Here is a 20645-nt window from a genome sequence, read left to right as displayed (position 1 = left end):
CAGCGATGTCAGTGCGGGGCCGGGCCCGCGCCGTGCCGGGACCACAGCAGCTTCTGGGTGGCCAGGGTCAGCGTGCCCGCGAGGACGATGCCCGCCAGGTTCAGCAGCAGCTGCTCCAGGGAGTGCCAGGACTGGGCGTACTCCCGGTAGGCCAGGGCGACCGCGGCGTTGGCGGCGGCCGGGACCGTGGTCACCGAGATCGCCACGCCCACCAGCGCGCCGGATTTGGCGGAGGTCAGCGAGAGCACGCCGGCGATGCCGGCGAGCACGGCGACCACGAACGAGAACCAGTCCGGCCGGTAGATGAAGTTGGTGTTCGGCCGGGCGGCGTCCAGCGCCTCGACGTGGAAGAGCCCGACCGCGTCCATGAACAGGCTGAAGCCGACGGTCACCGCGGTCGCCACCGCGAACCCGACGAGCAGCGCCGTCAGCGAGCGCCAGGCCAGCCGCGGTGCGCGCCGGACCAGCGCGGTGCAGAAGCCGGCCAGCGGGCCGAACTCCGGTCCCACCGCCATCGCGCCGACGATCAGGATCGCGTTGTCGAGGACCACACCGCAGGCCGCGATCATCGTCGCCAGCGTCAGGAACGCCAGGTAGGTGACGGAGAGCGTGGACTCCTCGTGCGTGGCGTCGGACAGCGATTCCCACAGGACGGCGTCCACGCCCTCGCCGGGGGCTTCGTCCGCCGCCCGCTGCGCGCGCAGCGACAGCGACAGGTCGATGTGCTCGATCGCGATCGAACCGGTCCGGTCCAGGCCCATCGCCCGCAGCCGGGTCAGCAGCCCGTCCGCGGCCTCCCGGGCCACGTCGCACAGCACGACATCGCCCCGCGGCTCGCGGGCGGCACCGCTCAGCACTGCCAGATGTGTCGTGCCGACGGTCGTCTCCAGCAGCTCGACGACCTCTTCCGTACGGTCGGCGGGCACCATCAGTCGCAGATGCAGCACGGTTGCCGAACTCCCTAGAGCTTCCGCAGCGACAGTCGCTGCACCTTGTGGTCGGGGCCCTTGCGGAGCACCAGGTTCGCCCGGCCGCGCGTGGGGGCGACGTTCTGCTGCAGGTTGGGCTTGTTGATGGTGCGCCACATCATGCGGGCGTAGTCGAGGGCCTCGTCCTCGGAGACCTGGGTGTACTTGCGGAAGTACGAGAACGGGTTCTGGAAGGCGGTCTCGCGCAGCTTGCGGAAGCGGCCGAGGTACCACTGCTCGATGTCCTCGGTGCGGGCGTCGACGTAGACGGAGAAGTCGAAGAAGTCGGCGAGGCCGAGGCGGGTGCGGCCGTCCTTGCCGGGCAGCGCCGGCTGGAGGACGTTGAGCCCCTCGACGATGAGGATGTCGGGGCGGTGCACGGTGAGCCGCTCGCCGGGCACGATGTCGTAGATCAGGTGGGAGTAGACGGGGGCGGTGACCTCGGCCCGGCCCGACTTCACATCGGCGACGAAGCGGGTCAGCGCCCGGCGGTCGTAGGACTCCGGGAAGCCCTTGCGGGACATCAGGCCCCGCCGGTGCAGCTCGGCGTTGGGGAAGAGGAACCCGTCGGTGGTGATCAGCTCGACACGGGGGTGCTCCGGCCAGCGGGCGAGCAGGGCCTGGAGCAGCCGGGCGGTGGTCGACTTGCCGACCGCGACGCTGCCGGCGACCCCTATGACGAACGGCGTGCCGGGCTGGGAGCCCTGGCCGCCGCCCGCGTCGCCCAGGAAGGTGTTCAGGGCGCCGCGCAGATTGCTCGTCGCGCCGACGTAGAGGTTGAGGAGCCGGGAGAGCGGGAGGTAGACGTCGCGCACCTCGTCGAGGTCGATGACGTCGCCCAGGCCGCGCAGCCGTTCGACCTCTTCGGCCGTCAGGGGCAGCGGGGTCTTCTCCCTGAGGGCGCTCCATTGCGCGCGTGTCAGATCGACGTACGGCGAGCTGTCGGCGCGGCGTCGTTGCTGCGGATCGGTCGTCAAGGGCACGCGCCCATTGTGCGCAGCCGCAATGCGCCGTTCATCTCGGGGTGGCCGGCGGGCCCTCGGGGCGGGCTTGTGGCCGTCGGGCCGGAGTTGGGTGGTTCGCCACCTGCGTGTCTGTACCCGAGGGGGTTTGCCCGGTACGGTCGGCGGCGGGGAGCGGCCGCGCGGGCGGGCCGCGGACGAGAGCTGGGGGTGGGCGTGCGAGCGCGGAAGGCCGGTCTGCGGGGGTTGCGGACCAGGGGGAGGACCATCGGCGCGGTCGGCGGCCGCGGAGCGGACGCCGCGACGGACGGATTCGTGGCGCGGGTGTACGCCGAGCTGGCCGAGGAGTTGCCGGAGGAGGACCTGGGGGAGGACCTCGGGGACTTCCTGGAGCGTTACGAACCGGCCGGCGGGCCGGGCACGGACGCGGAGGCCGACGAGGAGTTCCTGGAGACGGTGCGCGAGGCGCACCACCGGATAGCGCGCGGGTATTGATCCGCGGGCGTCGTAGGCTGCCTCCATGTGCGGAATCGTGGGATATGTGGGCGGGCAGAGCGCCCTAGACGTCGTCCTGGCCGGTCTGAAGCGCCTGGAGTACCGCGGCTACGACTCGGCGGGCGTCGCCGTGCTGGCCGACGGCGGTCTGGCCGCGGCGAAGAAGGCCGGCAAACTCGCCAACCTGGAGAAGGAGCTGGCGGACCGTCCGCTGCCGGCCGGGTCGACCGGCATCGGGCACACCCGGTGGGCCACCCACGGCGGGCCCACCGACGAGAACGCCCATCCGCATCTGGACAACGCCGGCCGGGTCTCGGTCGTCCACAACGGCATCATCGAGAACTTCGCCGCGCTGCGCGCCGAACTCGCCGAGCGCGGGCACCAGTTGGTGTCCGAGACCGACACCGAGGCGGTGGCGCACCTGCTCGCCGAGGCGTACTCGTCCTGCGGTGAGCTGGCAGAGGCGATGCGGCAGGTGTGCGGGCGGCTGGAGGGTGCCTTCACCCTGGTCGCGGTGCACGCGGACGAGCCGGACGTGGTGGTCGGGGCGCGCCGCAACTCGCCGCTGGTGGTGGGGGTCGGCGACGGCGAGGCGTTCCTCGCGTCCGACGTGGCGGCGTTCATCGCGCACACCCGCGACGCGATCGAGCTGGGCCAGGACCAGGTGGTGGAGCTGCGCCGGGACGGGGTGACGGTCACCGACTTCGACGGCGCGCCCGCGGAGGTCCGCGCGTACCACGTCGACTGGGACGCGTCGGCCGCCGAGAAGGGCGGCTACGACTACTTCATGCTCAAGGAGATCGCCGAGCAGCCGAAGGCCGTCGCGGACACCCTGCTGGGCCGGATCGACAGCTCCGGGGTGCTGTCGCTGGACGAGGTGCGGATCCCGCCGGAGGTGCTGCGCGAGGTCGACAAGGTCATCATCGTGGCGTGCGGGACGGCGTACCACGCGGGGATGATCGCCAAGTACGCGATCGAGCACTGGACGCGGATCCCCTGCGAGACCGAGCTGGCCAGCGAGTTCCGCTACCGCGACCCGATCCTGGACCGGCGGACGCTGGTGATCGCGATCAGCCAGTCCGGCGAGACCATGGACACCCTGATGGCGCTGCGGCACGCCCGTGAGCAGGGCTCGAAGGTGCTCGCCATCTGCAACACCAACGGCTCCACCATCCCCCGTGAGTCCGACGCGGTGCTCTACACGCACGCCGGTCCCGAGGTCGCGGTGGCGTCGACGAAGGCGTTCCTGACGCAGCTGGTCGCCTGCTATCTGGTGGCGCTGTACGTCGCGCAGGTACGGGGCACGAAGTGGGGCGACGAGGTCCGGGCCGTGGTGCGCGAACTGGCCGCCATCGGCACCCAGGTCGAGCAGGTGCTCGGCACGATGGAGCCGGTGCGGGAGCTGGCGCGCGGTCTCGCCGACAAGGACACGGTGCTGTTCCTCGGCCGGCACGTCGGCTATCCGGTGGCGCTGGAGGGCGCGCTCAAGCTCAAGGAACTCGCGTACATGCACGCGGAGGGATTCGCCGCCGGCGAGCTCAAACACGGCCCGATCGCGCTGATCGAGAACGATCTGCCGGTCGTCGTCGTGGTGCCGTCGCCGCGCGGGCGCTCGGTGCTCCACGACAAGATCGTCTCCAACATCCAGGAGATCCGGGCCCGCGGCGCCCGGACGATCGTGATCGCCGAGGAGGGCGACGAGGCGGTGGTGCCGTACGCCGACCACCTCGTACGGATCCCGCGCACCCCGGTGCTGCTCCAGCCGCTGGTCTCCACCGTCCCGCTCCAGGTGTTCGCCTGCGAGCTGGCCACCGCCCGGGGCAACGAGGTCGACCAGCCGCGCAACCTGGCCAAGTCGGTGACGGTGGAGTGATCATCGGGGTCGGGATCGACGTCGCGGAGATCGACCGCTTCGGCGCCGCGCTGGACCGTACGCCGGAGCTGGCGCACCGGCTGTTCATCCCCTCGGAGCTGCTGCTGCCGAGCGGCGAGCGGCGCGGCACCGCCTCGCTGGCCGCGCGGTTCGCCGCCAAGGAGGCGGTGGCCAAGGCGCTCGGCGCGCCGGCCGGGCTGCACTGGACGGACGCCGAGGTGTACGTCGAGGACAGCGGACGCCCGCGGCTGCGGGTCCGCGGCACCGTCGAGCGGTGCGCGGCGGCGCTGGGGGTGCGGTCGTGGCACGTGTCGCTGAGCCACGACGCGGGGGTCGCTTCCGCCGTGGTCATCGCCGAGGGGTGAGACTGGTCCGCATGAGGACTGCCTACAGCGTTTCGACCGTGCGGGCCGCCGAGCAGGAGCTGATGGCCCGGCTGCCCGAAGGAACCCTGATGCAGCGGGCGGCGGCCGGACTGGCGGCCGCCTGCGCGGAGTTGCTGGGACGGGTCTACGGCAGCCGGGTGGTGCTGCTGGTGGGCAGCGGGGACAACGGCGGGGACGCGCTGTACGCCGGGGCCCGGCTGGCGCGGCGGGGCGCCGGGGTGGCCGCCGTGCTGCTCTCGCCCGAACGGGTCCACCAGGGCGGCCTGGCCGCGCTGCGCCGGGCCGGCGGGCGGGTCTCGGCCGACGCGCCGCGCGACCTCGCGTGGGCCGATCTGGTCGTGGACGGGATCGTGGGGATCGGCGGGCGCGGCGGGCTGCGCCCGGAGGCCGCCGAACTCGCCCGCGCCGCACGGGAGTCGGCTCCGGTGGTGGCGGTGGACCTGCCCAGCGGGGTGGACGCGGACAGCGGAGAGGTGCACGGCGAGGCGGTACGGGCCGACGCGACGGTGACGTTCGGCGCGTACAAGCCGGGGCTGCTGATCGATCCGGCGCGGGAGCGGGCCGGCGCGCTGCGGCTGGTGGACATCGGGCTGACGCTGCCCGAGGAGGCCGACATCGAGGCGCTGCAGCACGCGGACGTGGCGGAGTTGCTGCCGTACCCGGCGCCGGAGAGCGACAAGTACCGGCGGGGCGTGGTCGGTGTGGTCGCCGGATCGGCGCGCTATCCGGGCGCGGCGGTGCTGGCGGTGGCCGGGGCGCTGCGGGGCGGCGCCGGGGCGGTGCGGTACGTCGGGCCGGCCGCGGACGCGGTGCTGGCGCGCTTCCCCGAGACGCTGGTGCACGCCGGGCCGCCGGACAAGGCGGGCCGGGTGCAGTCCTGGGTGATCGGGCCCGGCCTCGGCGAGGAGTCCGACGCGCTGGAGGACGTCCTGGCGTCGGACGTGCCGGTGCTGGTGGACGCGGACGGGCTGCGCTTCCTGACGCCGGAGCGGGTCCGCGCGCGCAGCGCCGCGACGCTGCTCACCCCGCACGCCGGGGAGGCGGCGGCGCTGCTCGGCCGCGGCCGGGAGGAGGTCGAGGCCGCGCGGCTGGAATGCGTACGGGAGCTGGCGCGGCGTTACGCGGCCACGGTGCTGCTCAAGGGCTCGACGACGCTGGTCGCCGCGGAGAGCGGGCCGGTGCGGGTGAATCCCACGGGCACCGGCTGGCTGGCGACGGCCGGGAGCGGGGACGTGCTGTCGGGGGTGACGGGGTCGCTGCTGGCCGCGGGGCTGCCGGCGCGCGACGCGGGCTCGGTCGGCGCGTATCTGCACGGCCTCGCGGCGCGCCGGGCCGCCGGGCCGGACGGCGCGCCGATCATCGCCACCGAGGTCGCCGGTCATCTCCCGGCCGCCTGGCGGGATGTGACGGCCTGACAGGCCGGTTCGCCGGCCGTTACGCCCCGCGGGGGAAAGCCGCGGGCACCAGGGCGAACCTCGCTCCGGGCGGGCGGTGCGGCGCACCGGGCACGGCATGCGTGAGGGCATGAAACGCACCTTGGTGGCGCTGCTGGTCTGCGCCTCGCTGTTCCCCCTGGCCGGGCCGCCCGCGGCGGCCACCCCGTCGTCCGCCCGGTACGCGGCTGACCCGCGCGCAGCTGTTCCCGGTGCCGCGCGTGGTCCGCAGCGGCCGGGGCAGGGCGACACGCCCGCACGGGCGCCGCGCTGCGCCACCCCCACCGGGCCGTACCAGCGGCAGGCCGAGCGCTATCTGGGGCGGGACGTGGACGGGCGGCAGAGCGCGGGGGACTGCCGGGCTATCCGGCGGTTCCAGCGGGCCCACCGCATCGCACCGGCGACCGGCTACGCGGGCCGGGCGACCGGCGCCGCCGTACGGCTGATGCGGGCCAGGAAGGACCCCAACCGGGCGGGCCGTTGCCCGGACCGTCCCGAGCGGACCGTGTGCGCGGATCTGAACCGGCAGCTGCTGTGGGTGCAGCAGGGCGGGGCGGTGATCTTCGACCCGGTCACCATCCGCTCCGGCCAGCCGACGATGGAGACCCGCACCGGCACGTACCGGATCTACCGGCGCAGCCGGAACCACACCTCGAACCTGTACCACACGCCGATGCCGTTCGCGCAGTTCTTCGACCGCGGGGAAGCGCTGCACGGTGTCTACGAGGACATCTACGCGGGCGCCGGCTCGCACGGCTGCATCAATCTGACCTGGTCGGACGCCCGCAGGCTGTGGGACCTGCTGAAGAAGGGCGATGTGGTGCACGTCTGGGGGCGGAAACCCGTCGGGTGAGCGTGGTTTTGCCGCCGGTACCCCCGGGCGCCGCAGCGGCGCCTGCGACACTGAGGGGGATGAACGAGACAGCGAAGCGCGCCCGTGCCGTGATCGACCTCGCCGCCGTGCGGTCGAACGTCCGCACGCTGCGGGACCGTGCGCCCGGGGCAGAGCTGATGGCCGTGGTCAAGTCCGACGGCTACGGACACGGCGCGGTGCACTGTGCGCGCGCCGCCCGTGAGGCCGGGGCGACCTGGCTGGGCACCGCGCTGCCCGAGGAGGCGTTCGCGCTGCGCGCGGCCGGCGACACCGGGCGGCTGATGAGCTGGCTGTGGACGCCGGGCGGGCCCTGGGGCAGAGCCGTCGAGCAGGACATCGACGTCTCGGTGAGCGGGCTGTGGGCGTTGCGCGAGGTGGTCGCGGCGGCCCGCGCCTGCGGCCGTACCGCCCGCGTCCAGCTCAAGATCGACACCGGTCTCGGCCGCAACGGCTGCCAGCCCGCCGACTGGCCGGAGCTGACCGCCGCCGCCCGCGCCGCCGAGGCCGAGGGCGCGCTCACCGTCACCGGCGTCTGGTCGCACTTCGCCTGCGCCGACGAGCCGGGGCACCCCTCGATCGCCGCCCAGCTCGCCTCGTTCGAGGACGCGCTGCGGACCGCCGGGGCGGCCGGGCTGCGCCCCGAGGTGCGGCACATCGCCAACACCCCGGCCACCCTCACCCTGCCGCACGCCCACTACGACCTGGTGCGGACCGGCATCGGCATCTACGGCATCTCGCCCAGCCCCGAGCTCGGCACTCCCCAGGACTTCGGGCTGCGGCCGGCGATGACCCTGGAGGCCGCGCTCGCGTCGGTCAAGCGGGTCCCGGGCGGCCACGGCGTCTCGTACGGGCACCTGTACACCACGCCCGGCGAGACCACCCTCGCGCTGATCCCGCTCGGCTATGCCGACGGCGTCCCGCGGCACGCCTCCGGCACCGGGCCGGTGCTGGTCGCCGGCAAGTGGCGGACGGTCGCCGGGCGGATCGCGATGGACCAGTTCGTGGTGGACCTGGGCGGCGACAGCGCCCAGGAGGGCGAGACGGCCGTGCTCTTCGGCCCCGGCGACCGCGGCGAGCCGACCGCGGAGGACTGGGCCCGGGCGGCCGGAACCATCGGCTACGAAATCGTCACCCGGATCGGAACCCGGGTGCCGCGCGTCTATGTGGGCAGTGGCATACGGAGCGGAGCGGCAGAAGCCGAAGCAGCCGAGGGCGACACCGCGTTCACGGGGGGTACGGCATGACCGAGGGCAACGACGCCGTGGAGGCGGTCGAGGCGGCGGCGGAGATCGCCGCCGAGGCCGCGAACAACTGGGCCAAGGCGGGCCGGCACGCGGGCCTCGCCGGCGCCGCGATCGGTGTGGTCGCGGCGGGCGCGGCGGCCGGTGTGGCGATAGAGCGGATGACGGTCGGCCGCGGCATGCGCCGCCGGGCCCGCCTCGCGCTGGACGCGGCCGGCCCGTACGGCACGCTGCGCGGCACACCGGGCGCGGCGGTCGCCGAGGACGGCACCGAGCTGTACTACGAGGTCGACGAGGCGGACACCGCGGAGGTGGACGGCCCGGCGGCGGCGAACGGCAAGGGCGCCAAGGGTGCCCGGAACGGCAAGCAGGACCGGCCCGCCCGGGGCAAACCGGCCCGCGCCGCGCAGGAGGCCCACGGCAGCCTGCGCAAGCGGCTGACGGCGGCGCTGGGGCGGCGCGCGGCGGCCCCCACGGTCGTTTTCAGCCACGGCTACTGCCTGAGCCAGGACTCCTGGCACTTCCAGCGCGCCGCGCTGCGCGGCACGGTGCGCACCGTCCACTGGGACCAGCGCAGCCACGGCCGCTCGGCGCGCGGCCACAGCCAGATCGACGGCACGGAGAACGTCACCATCGATCTGCTGGGCCGCGACCTGAAGGCGGTGCTGGACGCCGCGGTGCCCGAGGGGCCGATCGTGCTGGTCGGGCACTCGATGGGCGGGATGACGGTGATGGCGCTGGCCGACCAGTTCCCCGAGTACGTCGCCGAGCGGGTGGTCGGGGTGGCGCTGATCGGCACCTCGGCGGGGCGGCTCAGCGAGGTCACCTACGGGCTGCCGTCGATGGGCATGAAGGCGTTCCACCGCCTCGCGCCGGGCGTGCTCAAGGCGCTCGGCTGGCAGCACGAGCTGGTCGAACGGGGCCGGCAGGTCACCGCCGATCTCTTCGCGGGCCTGGTCAAGCGCTATTCGTTCGGGACGCCGGAGGACGTCGACCCGGGCATCGCGCGGTTCGGCGAGCGGCTGATCGAGGGGACCCCGATCGATGTGGTCGCCGAGTTCTTCCCGGCGTTCGCGGTGCACGACAAGACCGAGGCGCTGGTGGCGTACGACGCGGTGCCCGCGCTGGTGCTGGCCGGGGAGAACGACCTGATCACCCCCGCCGAGCACAGCCGGACGATCGCCGAGGTGCTGCCCGACGCGGAACTGGTGTGCGTGCCGGGCGCCGGCCACCTGGTGATGCTGGAGCGGCCCGAGCTGGTCAACGAGCACCTGGTGTCGCTGGTGGAGCGGGCCGGCGCGGCGGCCCGTAACTCCCGGCACGCCCGGGCCTGAGTCGTGGGCGCCGCCACCGCGGGGCGCCGGGCCGTACCATTTGCGACATGAGCACCACCGACGCCGTCGCGCATGTCACCGTCAAGTCCCCCGATCAGATGCAGGAGTTGGGCCGCAGACTGGCCCCTCTGCTGCGCCCCGGCGACCTGGTGCTGCTCACCGGTGAGCTGGGCGCCGGAAAGACCACACTGACCCGCGGCCTGGGCGCGGGGCTGGGCGTACGCGGTGCCGTGACCTCGCCCACCTTCGTCATCGCCCGCGTCCACCCCTCGCTGGTCGGCGGCCCCGCGCTGGTGCACGTCGACGCCTACCGGCTCGGCGGCGGGCTGGACGAGATGGAGGACCTGGACCTCGATGTGTCGCTGCCCGCCTCGGTGGTGGTCGTGGAGTGGGGCGAGGGCAAGGTCGAGGAGCTCTCCGACGACCGGCTGCACGTGGTCATCGGCCGGGCCGTGGGCGGGGACGGCGCGGAGCGCCTGTCCGGGCACCCGGAGGAGGACGTGGACGACGTCCGCGAGGTGACGGTCACCGGCTACGGTGCGCGCTGGGCGGACGCCGGGCTGCCGGACCTGGAGATCTGCTGACGGGACCGCGGCCGATGGGTTCCCGCACGTCACAGACCCGGTAGTTTCCGACAAGGCGTCGGCAAGATGTTGCGTAGCCGGTACCGGGCGTGGTCACATGGGTGGAGACCCCAGTTAGGTGTGCCTAAGTAGCGAGCCTAGCTTCTGTCGCGTTGCCCCAGGAGCCCCAGGAGGCGTCCATGTCGGCCCACCAGCACGATGCGCGCGAGACGCCGCCGACGATGAACGAGCTGCTCGCCGCCTGCGCCGCGGCCAGCGCCGTCTCCACGCCTCCGGACGCCGACGAGGAGACCCGTCAGGACAAGCCTGCGGGGCGCCGGGGCGAGCCGGAAGCGGAGGGCGGGGACGCCCCGTCCACCGGCGGCCGCGACGCGGCGTAGCCCGTAGGGGCGAATTGTCGGACCGAGGACCGGTCAGGAGACCACGACGACCTTGGTGCCGTGCAGTGCGAAGTCCCACAGCGCCTTGCCGTCGTCCCGTGACTCACGGATTCCGCCGGTCTTCTTCGCCGCGCCGGGGTCCGGCCGCGAGCCGTCGACCGCCGCGCTGAAACCGACCGTGACCGCGTTGACCGTGGTGAACCGCACCACGTGCTCGATCGCGATGCCGTCCGAGCCGGTCACGCTCACCGAGCGCGAGCCGACCGCGTAGCTCCCCGGCGCCGGGCTCACCGTGCTCGGCGCGACGGTGAACGTGCGCACGGTCTTCCCCTTGGCGTCGACCAGCCAGACCCGCTTGCCGCCGAGCGAGTAGACCACCCGCCGGCCGGTGCCGGAGGCGGCGGGGACCGGTGCGGGGGCCGGCGGCTTCGCCTTCTTGCCGGGCTGGTCGCGGTTGCCCTGCGGCGTGCTGTGGTGACCGTCGCTGCGGGCCTGGGTCAGGGTGGCCGGGGCGGACGCCGCGGCCTGGTAGCCGAGCACCCCGACGGCGACCACGGCGGCCGTGGTCAGCGCGGTGACGATCGTGCTGCTCTTAGCGGGCACCGCTGTGCCACCTCTCCCTGTTCCTGCGTTCCCCTGCTCCGGGGCGACGGTAGCAGGGGACGGGGCACCACCGGCCGCGCCGTAGGCTTGAGGGCGTGCTGCTGCTAGCTCTTGACACCGCCACCCCCGCCGTCACGGTCGCGCTCCACGACGGGACGGGCATCCTCGCCGAATCCCGGCAGGTCGACGCGCGCCGCCACGGCGAGCTGCTGCTGCCCGCCGTCGACCGGGTGCTGGGCGAGGCCGGCCGGAAGCTCGACGAGGTCAGCGAGATCGTGGTCGGCGTGGGACCGGGGCCGTACACCGGGCTGCGGGTGGGCCTGGTGACCGCCGCCACGTTCGGCGCGGTCCTCGACGTCCCCGTCCACGGCCTGTGCACGCTCGACGGCCTCGCCTACGCCTCGGGGCTGACCGAGCCTTTCGTCGTGGCCACTGACGCCCGCCGCAAAGAGGTCTACTGGGCGCGCTACGCGGACGCCCGGACCCGGCTGACCGAACCGGCCGTCGACCGCCCCGCCGACCTCGCCGACCAGGTGGCCGGCGTCCCGGCCGTGGGCGCGGGCGCGCTGCTCTACGACACGGTCTTCACCGGCGTACGGCGCGAGGGGCCGGAGCACCAGTCCGCGGCCGCGCTCGCCGCGCTGGCCGCCGAGAAGCTGGCCGCGGGCGAGGAACTGCTGCCGCCGCGGCCGCTGTACCTGCGCCGCCCGGACGCCCAGGTGCCCGCCAACTACAAGGTGGTCACCCCCAAGTGACCGCCGGCCCGTCGCACCACCCCCGCCCCTCCACGGCACCGCCGAACGGCGGCTCCCCGCGGCCCGCCGCGGTGCTGCGCGAGATGCGCTGGTGGGACATCGCGCCGGTGCTGGAGCTGGAGCGCGACCTCTTCCCCGAGGACGCCTGGTCGGTCGGCATGTTCTGGTCCGAGCTGGCCCACGCCCGCGGCCCCGGCGCCAGCCGCCGCTACCTCGTCGCCGAGCTGTCGGGCCGGCTGGTCGGCTACGCCGGGCTGGCCGCGGTCGACGGCACGGGCGACGTCCAGACCATCGCCACCGTCCGCGACCAGTGGGGCACCGGCCTCGGCGCCCGCCTGCTGACCGAACTCCTCGGTGCCGCGACGGACTTCGAGTGCCACGAGGTGCTGCTGGAGGTACGCGTCGACAACCTCCGCGCCCAGCGCCTCTACGAGCGCTTCGGCTTCGAGCCGATCGGCTTCCGCCGCGGCTACTACCAGCCCGGCAACGTCGACGCGCTCGTGATGCGCCGCCCCACCCAGACCTCCTCCGAAGCACCCTCCGTACAAGGAACTTGACGATCATGGCTGACTCACGCGGTGGACCGCTCGTCCTCGGCATCGAGACCTCCTGCGACGAGACCGGTGTCGGCATCGTCCACGGCCACACCCTCCTCGCCGACGCGGTCGCCTCCAGCGTCGACGAACACGCGCGCTTCGGCGGCGTGGTGCCCGAGGTCGCCTCCCGGGCCCACCTGGAGGCGATGGTCCCCACCATCCAGCGGGCGCTGAAGGACGCCGGGGTCGCGGCGAGCGACCTGGACGGCATCGCGGTCACCGCGGGGCCCGGCCTGGCCGGCGCGCTGCTGGTCGGCGTCTCGGCGGCCAAGGCGTACGCCTACGCCCTCGGCAAGCCGCTCTACGGCGTCAACCACCTCGCCTCGCACATCTGCGTCGACCAGCTGGAGCACGGCCCGCTGCCCGAGCCGACGATGGCCCTGCTGGTCTCCGGCGGCCACTCCTCCCTCCTGCTGGCCCCCGACATCACCTCCGACGTGCGCCCGCTCGGCTCGACCATCGACGACGCGGCCGGCGAGGCGTTCGACAAGATCGCGCGGGTGCTGAACCTCGGCTTCCCGGGCGGCCCGGTCATCGACCGCTACGCGCGCGAGGGCAACCCCGACGCGATCCGCTTCCCGCGCGGCCTGACCGGCCCCCGCGACCCGGTCTACGACTTCTCCTTCTCCGGCCTGAAGACGGCCGTCGCGCGCTGGATCGAGGCCAAGCGGGCGGCCGGCGAGGAGGTGCCGGTGGCGGACGTCTCGGCGTCCTTCCAGGAGGCCGTCGTGGACGTGCTGACCCGCAAGGCCGTACGCGCCTGCAAGGACAACGGCGTGGACCACCTGATGATCGGCGGCGGGGTCGCGGCCAACTCCCGGCTGCGGGCGATGGCCCAGCGCCGCTGCGAGGACGCCGGTATCACGCTGCGGGTGCCGCGGCCCAAGCTGTGCACCGACAACGGCGCGATGGTCGCGGCCCTGGGTGCGGAGATGGTGGCCCGCGGCCGGGCGGCGTCCGCCTGGGACCTCTCGGCGGACTCGTCGCTTCCGGTCACCGAACCCCATGTGCCCGGCGAGGCCCCCGCCCACCACCACGACCACGTCCACGAGGTGAGCAAGCAGAACCTCTACTCGTGACCATCTTCTGAGGATCGGTGACAACCGCCGCCTCCTCCGGCACCCCGCCCGCCCCGAGGTCTTACCCTGGAGCGGCACCGGGCGCGCGCGTGGGGAGGCGGCAGGCTGTGGACTGGTTCTGGTGGGTCTTCATCTTCTTCATGGCGGGCGGCTTCGCGAAGGTCGCCGACACCGCCCGTACGGCCCTGCGCACCCGTCACGAGCGCAAGATGGAGCGCCTGGGGTCGGCCCGTCAGGTGCGGCAGGAACTGGCCGCCGCCCAGAAGCCGCCGGAGCCGGTGTGCGGCTGCACCCATCACCTCGCCAAGCATGACAAAAAGGGCAAGTGTCATGAGGTGGTGGAGATCGCGGTCGCCTGGGACGCCGACCGCAAACCGGTCCAGTTCGAGGCCGGACAGTGCACCTGCCAGCAGTACGTCGGCCCGCAGCCGCTCTCCCAGATCTACGCCGAGGACCTCACCGACCTGGCCTGAGCCCCCGCTCAGTGCGCCGGCTGCCCCAGCAGCATCGTGGGCGCGCCGGCGACCCGGGTCAGGAAGATCGTGACGGAGTTCCCGCCGCCGCCCAGCTTCAGCTTCTTGCGCAGCTCCTCCGGCTCGACCGCCGAACCGCGCTTCTTGATCACCGCGGTGCCGACCCCGCGCTCACGCAGCAGCGCCTTGAGCCGCTTGACGTTGAACGGCAGCACGTCGGTGATCTCGTAGGCGGTCGCGTACGGCGTCGGGCGCAGCGCGTCGGCGGTGACGTACGCGATGGTCGGGTCGATGAGCCGGCCGTCGAGTGCGGCGGCGGCCTCGGCGACGAGATGGGCGCGGATGACGGCGCCGTCCGGCTCGTACAGATAGCGGCCCACCGGACCGGCCTCCGGGTCCGGCAGGCCCGCGCCCAGCAGCGAGTCACCGGCCGGCAGCAGGGTGGCGCGGCGGGCACCCGGCGCCGTACCGAACCACAGCACCGCCTCCTTCACCTCGCCCCGGTCGGAGATCCACTCCGCCTCGGCGTCCTCGGGCAGCATCTCGTGCGGCACGCCCGGCGCGATCTTCAACGCCGCGAACGGGGCGGTACGCGCGGCCTCGACGGCCCAGGACAGCGGCGGCGAGTACGCCTCGGGGTCGAAGATCCGGCCGCCCCGGACCTTGCTGCGGCGCGCCGGATCGACGAACACCGCGTCCCAGCCGGCGGTGTCCACCTCCGTCACGTCCGCCGCGCGCACCTCGATCAGCTCCGCCAGCCCCAGCGCCGCGGCGTTCGCCCGCGCCGCCGCGCAGGCCAGCGGGTCCCGGTCGACGGCCAGTACGCGGATCCCGGCCCGCGCCAGCGCGAGCGCGTCCCCGCCGATGCCGCAGCACAGGTCCGCCACCGACCGCACGCCCAGCGCGGCGAGCCGGTCGGCACGGTGGGCGGCGACCGTCGCCCGGGTGGACTGTTCGACGCCGTTGGCCGTGAAGTACATCCGCTGCGCGTCCGCCCCGAACTTCGCCGCCGCCCGCTGCCGGAGCCGCGCCTGCCCGAGCGCCGCGGAGACCAGCGGCGCGGGGTGGTCCCGCCGCAACCGGGTGGCTGCCGCCAGCTCGTCGGCGGGGTCGTGGTCCCGCAACTCGTCCAACAACGTCTGCCCCTCGGGGGCGAGAAGGGCAGCAAAGACGTCCAGATCACTCACGGAGTCATTGTCCCTCCCACGTTTTCGGCCGTCCCGCCGTGGTTGTTGCTCGCCGTTGCGCTTTGCGGCGCCGCCGCACGTTGTTGGCTTTCCCGCCGTGTGTCGTCTCGCCGTTGCGCCTGCGGCGGGCTGGGTTGTTGTTGGGTGCGGTGCCGCTCCTCCGGGAGGGGCCTTGTGTGTGGACGTAAAGCGAAGCAGTCCACACACAAGGCCCCGGAGGTCCGTCACCGCACCCACAGACCACCCGGCCCGCCGCAGGCGCCACGGCGAGCAACCACCACGGCGGGACGGACAAAAGCGTGGGAAGTCACCGCACCGGCTCACGCCGCCGCTGGGCGTGGTCGCTGATGCGGAGCAGGAGGGCCACCATCACCCAGTTCGCCACGAGGGAGGAGCCGCCCTTGGCGAGGAAGGGGAGGGCCTTGCCGGTGAGGGGGATGAGGCCGGTGACGCCGCCGGCGACGACGAAGACCTGGAGCAGCAGCGCCCCGGCGAGGCCGACCGCGAGCAGCTTGCTGAAGGGGTCGCGGGCGGTCAGTCCGACCCGTAGCCCGCGCTGTGCCAGCAGTACGTACAGCATGACGATCGCCATCACGCCGGTGAGGCCCAGTTCCTCGCCGACGGTGGTGAGGATGAAGTCGCTGTTGCCGGCGAAGCCGATCAGCTCGGGGTGGCCCTGGCCCAGGCCGGTGCCGCTGATGCCGCCGCTGCCGAAGCTGAACAGCGCCTGGCCCAGCTGGTCGGACATGCCGTCCGCCACGCCCTGCTTGGTGAAGGCCCGCATGGGGTCCAGCCAGGCGGTGACCCGGCCGTGGACGTGGGGTTCGAGGGAGCCGACGACGGCCGCGCCGACGACGGCCATCAACAGGCCGCACACCACCCAGCTGGTGCGGTCGGTGGCCATGTAGAGCATGATCACGAAGACGCCGAAGAAGATCAGCGAGGTGCCCAGGTCGCGTTCGAAGATCAGCACCAGCAGGCTGATCGCCCAGATGGTGAAGATCGGGCCGAGCTGCCTGCCCGGGGGCAGCTGGACGCCCATGACCCGGCGGCCGGCCAGCGCCAGCGCGTCGCGGCTGACGGTGAGGTAGCCCGCGAAGAACACCGAGATCATGATCTTCACGAACTCGCCGGGCTGCAGCGACAGCGGCCCGAGCAGGATCCAGCGCTTGGCGCCGTACATGTCGGCGCCGAAGAACGCCGGAGCCATCAGCAGCACCAGCGCGACGACCATCGTCAGGTAGATGTAGCGCTGGAGGATGCGGTGGTCGCGCACCACCAGCAGGATGGCGATGCAGACGGCCACCCCGATCACCGTCCACACCAGCTGACCGCTGGCCGCCTCGGCGATCTTCAGCCGGGGGGTCTGCGCGTAGGTGAGGTCCAGCCGGTGCAGCAGTACCAGGCCGATCCCGGTGAGCAGCGTCGCCAGCGGCAGGATCAGCGGATCGGCGCGCGGCGCGAAGCGGCGGAGGACCAGGTGCGGCACCAGCGCGACGAAGAGCATGCTCACCGAGAAGCCGGCCAGCCCGCCCGGGAGCCGGCCGGTCATCGACAGGCCGGTGTAGGCGTAGCCGAAGACGGCGATCGCGACGACGAGGGCGAGCAGCCACGCCTCGGTCCGGCGGCGGTCCGGTGCCCGTTCGAGCGCGGCGAACGTCATGGTGCGCTCGGCGTCACTCTCCGGCTGCCCGGCCGCCCGGGAAGAGCTGGTCAGTCCACGCACGGCATTCCTCCGCCATCGATGGTCAGGGCCGCGGGCGTTCCGGGCTGATCCATAAGACATGCCCAGGCGCGCTTCGCCGACCGGGCAGTCGGGGAGGTAGACGAGGCAGCCGGTGGCGTGGTTGCGAGGGAACGGGAAGGTGTGTCCGATTTGGCAGGGAAACCGGCCTGGTCGGCCATCCGTCGGCCTTCCGTCATCGTGCGGTCCTGGCAGATCGGATCCCGGCGCGCTGGCACTCCGCTTGACCGAGTGCTAACCGCGTCATAGTCTCGGCGTTGGCACTCTCCACTGGGGAGTGCCAGACACAGCGACGGGCAGGTCCGGCACCCGCGACGACGGATCCACCTGGTCGCCACCTCAGACAGTTAACCCCGTGAGATCTCCGAAGGGGGAGGTCGGATCGTGACGACCACCAGCTCCAAGGTTGCCATCAAGCCGCTTGAGGACCGCATCGTGGTCCAGCCGCTCGACGCCGAGCAGACCACGGCCTCGGGCCTGGTCATTCCGGACACCGCCAAGGAGAAGCCCCAGGAGGGCGTCGTCCTGGCCGTGGGCCCGGGCCGCTTCGAGGACGGCAAGCGCGTCGAGCTCGACGTCAAGGTCGGCGATGTCGTGCTCTACAGCAAGTACGGCGGCACCGAGGTGAAGTACAACAACGAGGACTACCTCGTTCTGTCGGCGCGTGACGTGCTCGCGATCGTCGAGAAGTAAGTCACCCCGAATTGCCGTGATCTGCGCCCCTGGTTCCCGCGTCTAAACAACCCGGGGCAGGGGCGCAGTTCCGTTTGAGACCGCGGTCCCCACTGCGTGCCGAGGATCGCAATGAGAGGACTTGAAGCAACCCATGGCGAAGATCCTGAAGTTCGACGAGGACGCCCGTCGCGCCCTTGAGCGCGGCGTCAACAAGCTTGCCGACACGGTGAAGGTGACGATCGGTCCCAAGGGCCGCAACGTCGTCATCGACAAGAAGTTCGGCGCCCCCACCATCACCAACGACGGTGTCACCATCGCCCGTGAGGTCGAGGTCGACGACCCGTACGAGAACCTGGGCGCCCAGCTCGTCAAGGAGGTGGCGACCAAGACCAACGACATCGCGGGTGACGGCACCACCACCGCCACCGTGCTGGCCCAGGCGCTGGTCCGCGAGGGTCTGCGCAACGTCGCCGCGGGTGCGTCCCCGGCCGCGCTGAAGAAGGGCATCGACGCGGCGGTCAAGGCCATCTCCGAGGACCTTCTCGCCAGCGCCCGCCCGATCGACGACAAGGCCGACATCGCCGCCGTCGCCGGTCTGTCCGCGCAGGACAAGCAGGTCGGTGAGCTCATCGCCGAGGCGATGGACAAGGTGGGCAAGGACGGTGTGATCACCGTCGAGGAGTCCAACACCTTCGGTCTGGAGCTGGACTTCACCGAGGGCATGGCCTTCGACAAGGGCTACCTCTCGCCGTACATGGTCACCGACCAGGAGCGTATGGAGGCCGTCCTCGAGGACCCGTACATCCTGATCCACCAGGGCAAGATCTCGTCCATCCAGGACCTGCTGCCGCTGCTGGAGAAGATCATCCAGGCCGGTGCCTCCAAGCCGCTGCTGATCATCGCCGAGGACGTCGAGGGCGAGGCGCTCTCCACCCTCGTCGTCAACAAGATCCGTGGCACCTTCAACGCCGTGGCCGTCAAGGCCCCCGGCTTCGGTGACCGCCGCAAGGCGATGCTCGGCGACATGGCCACCCTCACCGGTGCCACCGTCATCGCCGAGGAGGTCGGCCTCAAGCTCGACCAGGCCGGTCTGGACGTGCTCGGTACCGCCCGCCGCGTGACCGTCACCAAGGACGACACCACCATCGTCGACGGTGGCGGCAAGAGCGAGGACGTCACCGCGCGCGTCGCTCAGATCAAGGCCGAGATCGAGAGCACCGACTCCGACTGGGACCGCGAGAAGCTCCAGGAGCGCCTCGCCAAGCTCGCCGGTGGCGTCTGCGTCATCCGCGTCGGTGCGGCCACCGAGGTCGAGCTCAAGGAGAAGAAGCACCGTCTGGAGGACGCCATCTCCGCGACCCGCGCCGCGGTCGAGGAGGGCATCGTCTCCGGTGGTGGCTCCGCGCTGGTCCACGCCGCCAAGGTGCTGGAGGGCTCCCTCGGCAAGGAGGGCGACGAGGCCACCGGTGTCGCCGTCGTCCGTCGCGCCGTCGTCGAGCCGCTGCGCTGGATCGCGGAGAACGCGGGCCTCGAGGGCTACGTGATCACCGCCAAGGTCGCGGAGCAGGAGAAGGGCAACGGCTTCAACGCCGCCACCGGCGAGTACGTCGACCTGGTCAAGGCCGGCGTCATCGACCCGGTCAAGGTCACCCGCTCCGCCCTGGAGAACGCCGCCTCCATCGCCTCGCTGCTGCTCACGACCGAGACCCTGGTCGTCGAGAAGCCGGCCGAGGACGAGGGCGCCGAGGCCGGTCACGGCCACGGCCACGCGCACTGACGCAAGGCGACGCCGTGACGACGGGCGCGTGACGCCCGTCGTACCGGAGACCCGGTTCCCGCCGATGGCGGGGGCCGGGTCTCCGGCGTTCCGGGGCCGGGTCTCCGGCGTTCCGGGGCCGGTTCGGGCCGGCCCCGGGCCCCGGCCGTCACGCCGAGCGGCCCAGGTCCTCCGGGCGGACGGGGTCGGCGAACGGCAGACCGCGGGCGTACCGGTCGAGTTCGTCGAGGGCGTGGTCGGTGAGCCGGTGGAGTTCGGTGCCCAGCGAACCGGCGACGTGCGGGGTGAGCAGCACGTTGGGCAGCTCGTACAACGGCGAGTCGGCGGGCGGGAGTTCGGGCTCGGTGACGTCCAGGACGGCGTCGATGCGGCCGGACACCAGCTCGGGCAGCAGCGCCGACTCGTCGACCAGGGAGCCGCGGGCGGTGTTGATCAGGGTCGCGCCGTCGGGCATCAGGGCCAGTTCGCGGGCGCCCAGCAGATGGCGGGTGCCGGGCAGTTGCGGGGCGTGCACGGTGACGACGTCACTGCCGGCGCAGAGCGCGCCGAGCGACACCGGCCGCACCCCCAGACGGGCGGCCTCCGCGGCCGTCACGTACGGATCGTGCAGCAGCACGGCCGGCCCGAACGGGCGGAGCAGCTCGATGACCCGGCGGCCGATGCGGGAGGCGCCGATGACGCCCACGGTGCGGCGGTAGTTGCCGGCGTCGGCGAGCTCGACCTGCCAGTCGTGCGGGGCGCGCAGCGCGCGGTAGCGGCGGGCGGAGTGCAGCACGCGCTTGTTGGCCAGCAGGATCATGGCGAGGGTGTACTCGGCGACCGGGAGGGCGTTGACGGCGGCCGCCGAGCTGACGGCGATCCCGCGCTCCCAGCAGGCGTCGGTGACGTGGTGCTTGACCGAGCCGGCGGCGTGGATGACGGCCCGCAGCCGGGGGGCCGCGTCCAGCACCCGCGCGGTGAGCGGCGGTGCGCCCCAGCAGGTGAGCAGCACCTCCGCCTCGGCGAGGGCGGCGGCGACGGCGGGCGGCGGATCGGCCAGCTCGTGGGCGACGAGCCGGGAGTCGGTACGGGCCAGGGCCGCGAGGCGGGTGTGGTGGCGCGGGTCGAGCAGCCGGCCGGCGATGCCGGGACCCATCGACAGCAGCAGGGCGGGCCGCCGCTTCGCCGCGTGCGGCGCGCTCCCCCCGTCGTCGGGGGTGACTCCCGCCGTCGCTCCCGCGGCGGGG

Annotated in this window: 21 protein-coding genes; 15 read left to right on the top strand and 6 right to left on the bottom strand. The window is 73.1% G+C overall.

Translation table 11 applies throughout. The annotated features are described in order from the left end of the window. Window positions 1-8: 8 nt before the first annotated feature. A complete protein-coding gene (locus OO62_RS24275) occupies window positions 9-947 on the bottom strand; it encodes a DUF389 domain-containing protein (protein ID WP_033269688.1) in 939 nt (312 codons plus the stop codon). Between the two features lie 14 nt (window positions 948-961). Next, window positions 962-1951, bottom strand: coding sequence for a type I pantothenate kinase (gene coaA / locus OO62_RS24270; RefSeq protein WP_033269687.1), 990 nt, complete (start codon window positions 1949-1951; stop codon window positions 962-964). 195 nt (window positions 1952-2146) lie between these two features. On the opposite strand from coaA, the gene OO62_RS24265 reads away from it, so the two are divergent. From OO62_RS24265 to OO62_RS24225, 9 genes are all read left to right on the top strand, one after another. Further along, window positions 2147-2425 (top strand): hypothetical protein, encoded by a 279-nt coding sequence (locus OO62_RS24265; RefSeq protein ID WP_228332472.1) that lies wholly within the window; start codon window positions 2147-2149, stop codon window positions 2423-2425. A gap of 25 nt (window positions 2426-2450) precedes the next feature. After that, window positions 2451-4298 (top strand): glutamine--fructose-6-phosphate transaminase (isomerizing), encoded by a 1848-nt coding sequence (gene glmS, locus OO62_RS24260; RefSeq protein ID WP_033269685.1) that lies wholly within the window; start codon window positions 2451-2453, stop codon window positions 4296-4298. After that, a complete protein-coding gene (locus OO62_RS24255) occupies window positions 4295-4663 on the top strand; it encodes a holo-ACP synthase (protein WP_033269684.1) in 369 nt (122 codons plus the stop codon). Before glmS ends, OO62_RS24255 begins: the two co-directional genes overlap by 4 nt. 11 nt (window positions 4664-4674) lie before the next feature. Further along, complete coding sequence (locus tag OO62_RS24250) at window positions 4675-6099, top strand: bifunctional ADP-dependent NAD(P)H-hydrate dehydratase/NAD(P)H-hydrate epimerase (RefSeq protein WP_033269683.1); 1425 nt, start codon at window positions 4675-4677, stop codon at window positions 6097-6099. Window positions 6100-6208: 109 nt separating this feature from the next. Then, on the top strand, window positions 6209-6970 hold the full coding sequence (locus OO62_RS24245) for a L,D-transpeptidase family protein (RefSeq protein ID WP_228332471.1): 762 nt from the start codon (window positions 6209-6211) through the stop codon (window positions 6968-6970). A 59-nt stretch (window positions 6971-7029) separates the two neighbouring features. Next, window positions 7030-8235 carry an alanine racemase gene (alr, locus tag OO62_RS24240; RefSeq protein WP_033269682.1) on the top strand — a complete coding sequence of 402 codons (1206 nt, stop codon included), beginning with the start codon at window positions 7030-7032 and terminating at the stop codon, window positions 8233-8235. After that, window positions 8232-9566 carry an alpha/beta fold hydrolase gene (locus OO62_RS24235; RefSeq protein ID WP_033269681.1) on the top strand — a complete coding sequence of 445 codons (1335 nt, stop codon included), beginning with the start codon at window positions 8232-8234 and terminating at the stop codon, window positions 9564-9566. The genes alr and OO62_RS24235 overlap by 4 nt, the downstream gene beginning before the upstream one ends. 47 nt (window positions 9567-9613) lie before the next feature. Next, window positions 9614-10150: a tRNA (adenosine(37)-N6)-threonylcarbamoyltransferase complex ATPase subunit type 1 TsaE gene (gene tsaE / locus OO62_RS24230; RefSeq protein ID WP_033269680.1), complete on the top strand. Its 537-nt coding sequence runs from the start codon at window positions 9614-9616 to the stop codon at window positions 10148-10150. 179 nt (window positions 10151-10329) lie between these two features. Beyond that, entirely contained in the window at window positions 10330-10530 is a 201-nt protein-coding gene (locus OO62_RS24225; protein ID WP_051733556.1) for a hypothetical protein, read from the top strand. Between the two features lie 33 nt (window positions 10531-10563). On the opposite strand, the gene OO62_RS24220 is transcribed toward OO62_RS24225, so the two are convergent. Next, a complete protein-coding gene (locus OO62_RS24220; RefSeq protein ID WP_033269678.1) occupies window positions 10564-11133 on the bottom strand; it encodes a L,D-transpeptidase in 570 nt (189 codons plus the stop codon). A gap of 95 nt (window positions 11134-11228) precedes the next feature. Here OO62_RS24220 and tsaB point away from each other — a divergent pair, with 95 nt between their 5' ends. The 4 genes from tsaB to OO62_RS24200 all read left to right on the top strand — a co-directional run bounded on the left by tsaB (window position 11229) and on the right by OO62_RS24200 (window position 14036). Beyond that, entirely contained in the window at window positions 11229-11888 is a 660-nt protein-coding gene (gene tsaB, locus OO62_RS24215) for a tRNA (adenosine(37)-N6)-threonylcarbamoyltransferase complex dimerization subunit type 1 TsaB (protein WP_033269677.1), read from the top strand. Window positions 11889-11971: 83 nt separating this feature from the next. Continuing rightward, the gene (rimI, locus tag OO62_RS24210) at window positions 11972-12445 is read left to right on the top strand and encodes a ribosomal protein S18-alanine N-acetyltransferase (RefSeq protein WP_051733563.1); all 474 of its coding nucleotides are present in this window, start codon (window positions 11972-11974) and stop codon (window positions 12443-12445) included. 5 nt (window positions 12446-12450) lie between these two features. Beyond that, window positions 12451-13563: a tRNA (adenosine(37)-N6)-threonylcarbamoyltransferase complex transferase subunit TsaD gene (tsaD, locus tag OO62_RS24205; protein ID WP_033269675.1), complete on the top strand. Its 1113-nt coding sequence runs from the start codon at window positions 12451-12453 to the stop codon at window positions 13561-13563. Window positions 13564-13670: 107 nt separating this feature from the next. Then, a complete protein-coding gene (locus tag OO62_RS24200) occupies window positions 13671-14036 on the top strand; it encodes a hypothetical protein (RefSeq protein ID WP_033269674.1) in 366 nt (121 codons plus the stop codon). Window positions 14037-14044: 8 nt separating this feature from the next. Here the strand turns inward: OO62_RS24200 and OO62_RS24195 are convergent, their stop codons facing one another. After that, on the bottom strand, window positions 14045-15223 hold the full coding sequence (locus tag OO62_RS24195; protein ID WP_033269673.1) for a class I SAM-dependent methyltransferase: 1179 nt from the start codon (window positions 15221-15223) through the stop codon (window positions 14045-14047). A 307-nt stretch (window positions 15224-15530) separates the two neighbouring features. Next, complete coding sequence (locus OO62_RS24190; protein ID WP_033269761.1) at window positions 15531-16886, bottom strand: FtsW/RodA/SpoVE family cell cycle protein; 1356 nt, start codon at window positions 16884-16886, stop codon at window positions 15531-15533. 465 nt (window positions 16887-17351) lie between these two features. Between OO62_RS24190 and groES the strand changes: the two genes are divergently transcribed. Then, window positions 17352-17660 (top strand): co-chaperone GroES, encoded by a 309-nt coding sequence (gene groES / locus OO62_RS24185; RefSeq protein ID WP_033269672.1) that lies wholly within the window; start codon window positions 17352-17354, stop codon window positions 17658-17660. A gap of 133 nt (window positions 17661-17793) precedes the next feature. Continuing rightward, window positions 17794-19419, top strand: coding sequence for a chaperonin GroEL (gene groL, locus OO62_RS24180; RefSeq protein ID WP_033269671.1), 1626 nt, complete (start codon window positions 17794-17796; stop codon window positions 19417-19419). 148 nt (window positions 19420-19567) lie between these two features. Here the strand turns inward: groL and OO62_RS24175 are convergent, their stop codons facing one another. After that, entirely contained in the window at window positions 19568-20554 is a 987-nt protein-coding gene (locus tag OO62_RS24175) for a hydroxyacid dehydrogenase (RefSeq protein WP_051733562.1), read from the bottom strand. Between the last annotated feature and the right edge of the window lie 91 nt (window positions 20555-20645).

This window comes from Streptomyces lydicus, from assembly GCF_000717345.1.
In the GTDB taxonomy this organism is placed as follows: domain Bacteria; phylum Actinomycetota; class Actinomycetes; order Streptomycetales; family Streptomycetaceae; genus Streptomyces; species Streptomyces lydicus.
Note: the sequence above shows the minus strand (reverse complement) of the source record. Positions and strands in the feature narration are given on the sequence as shown.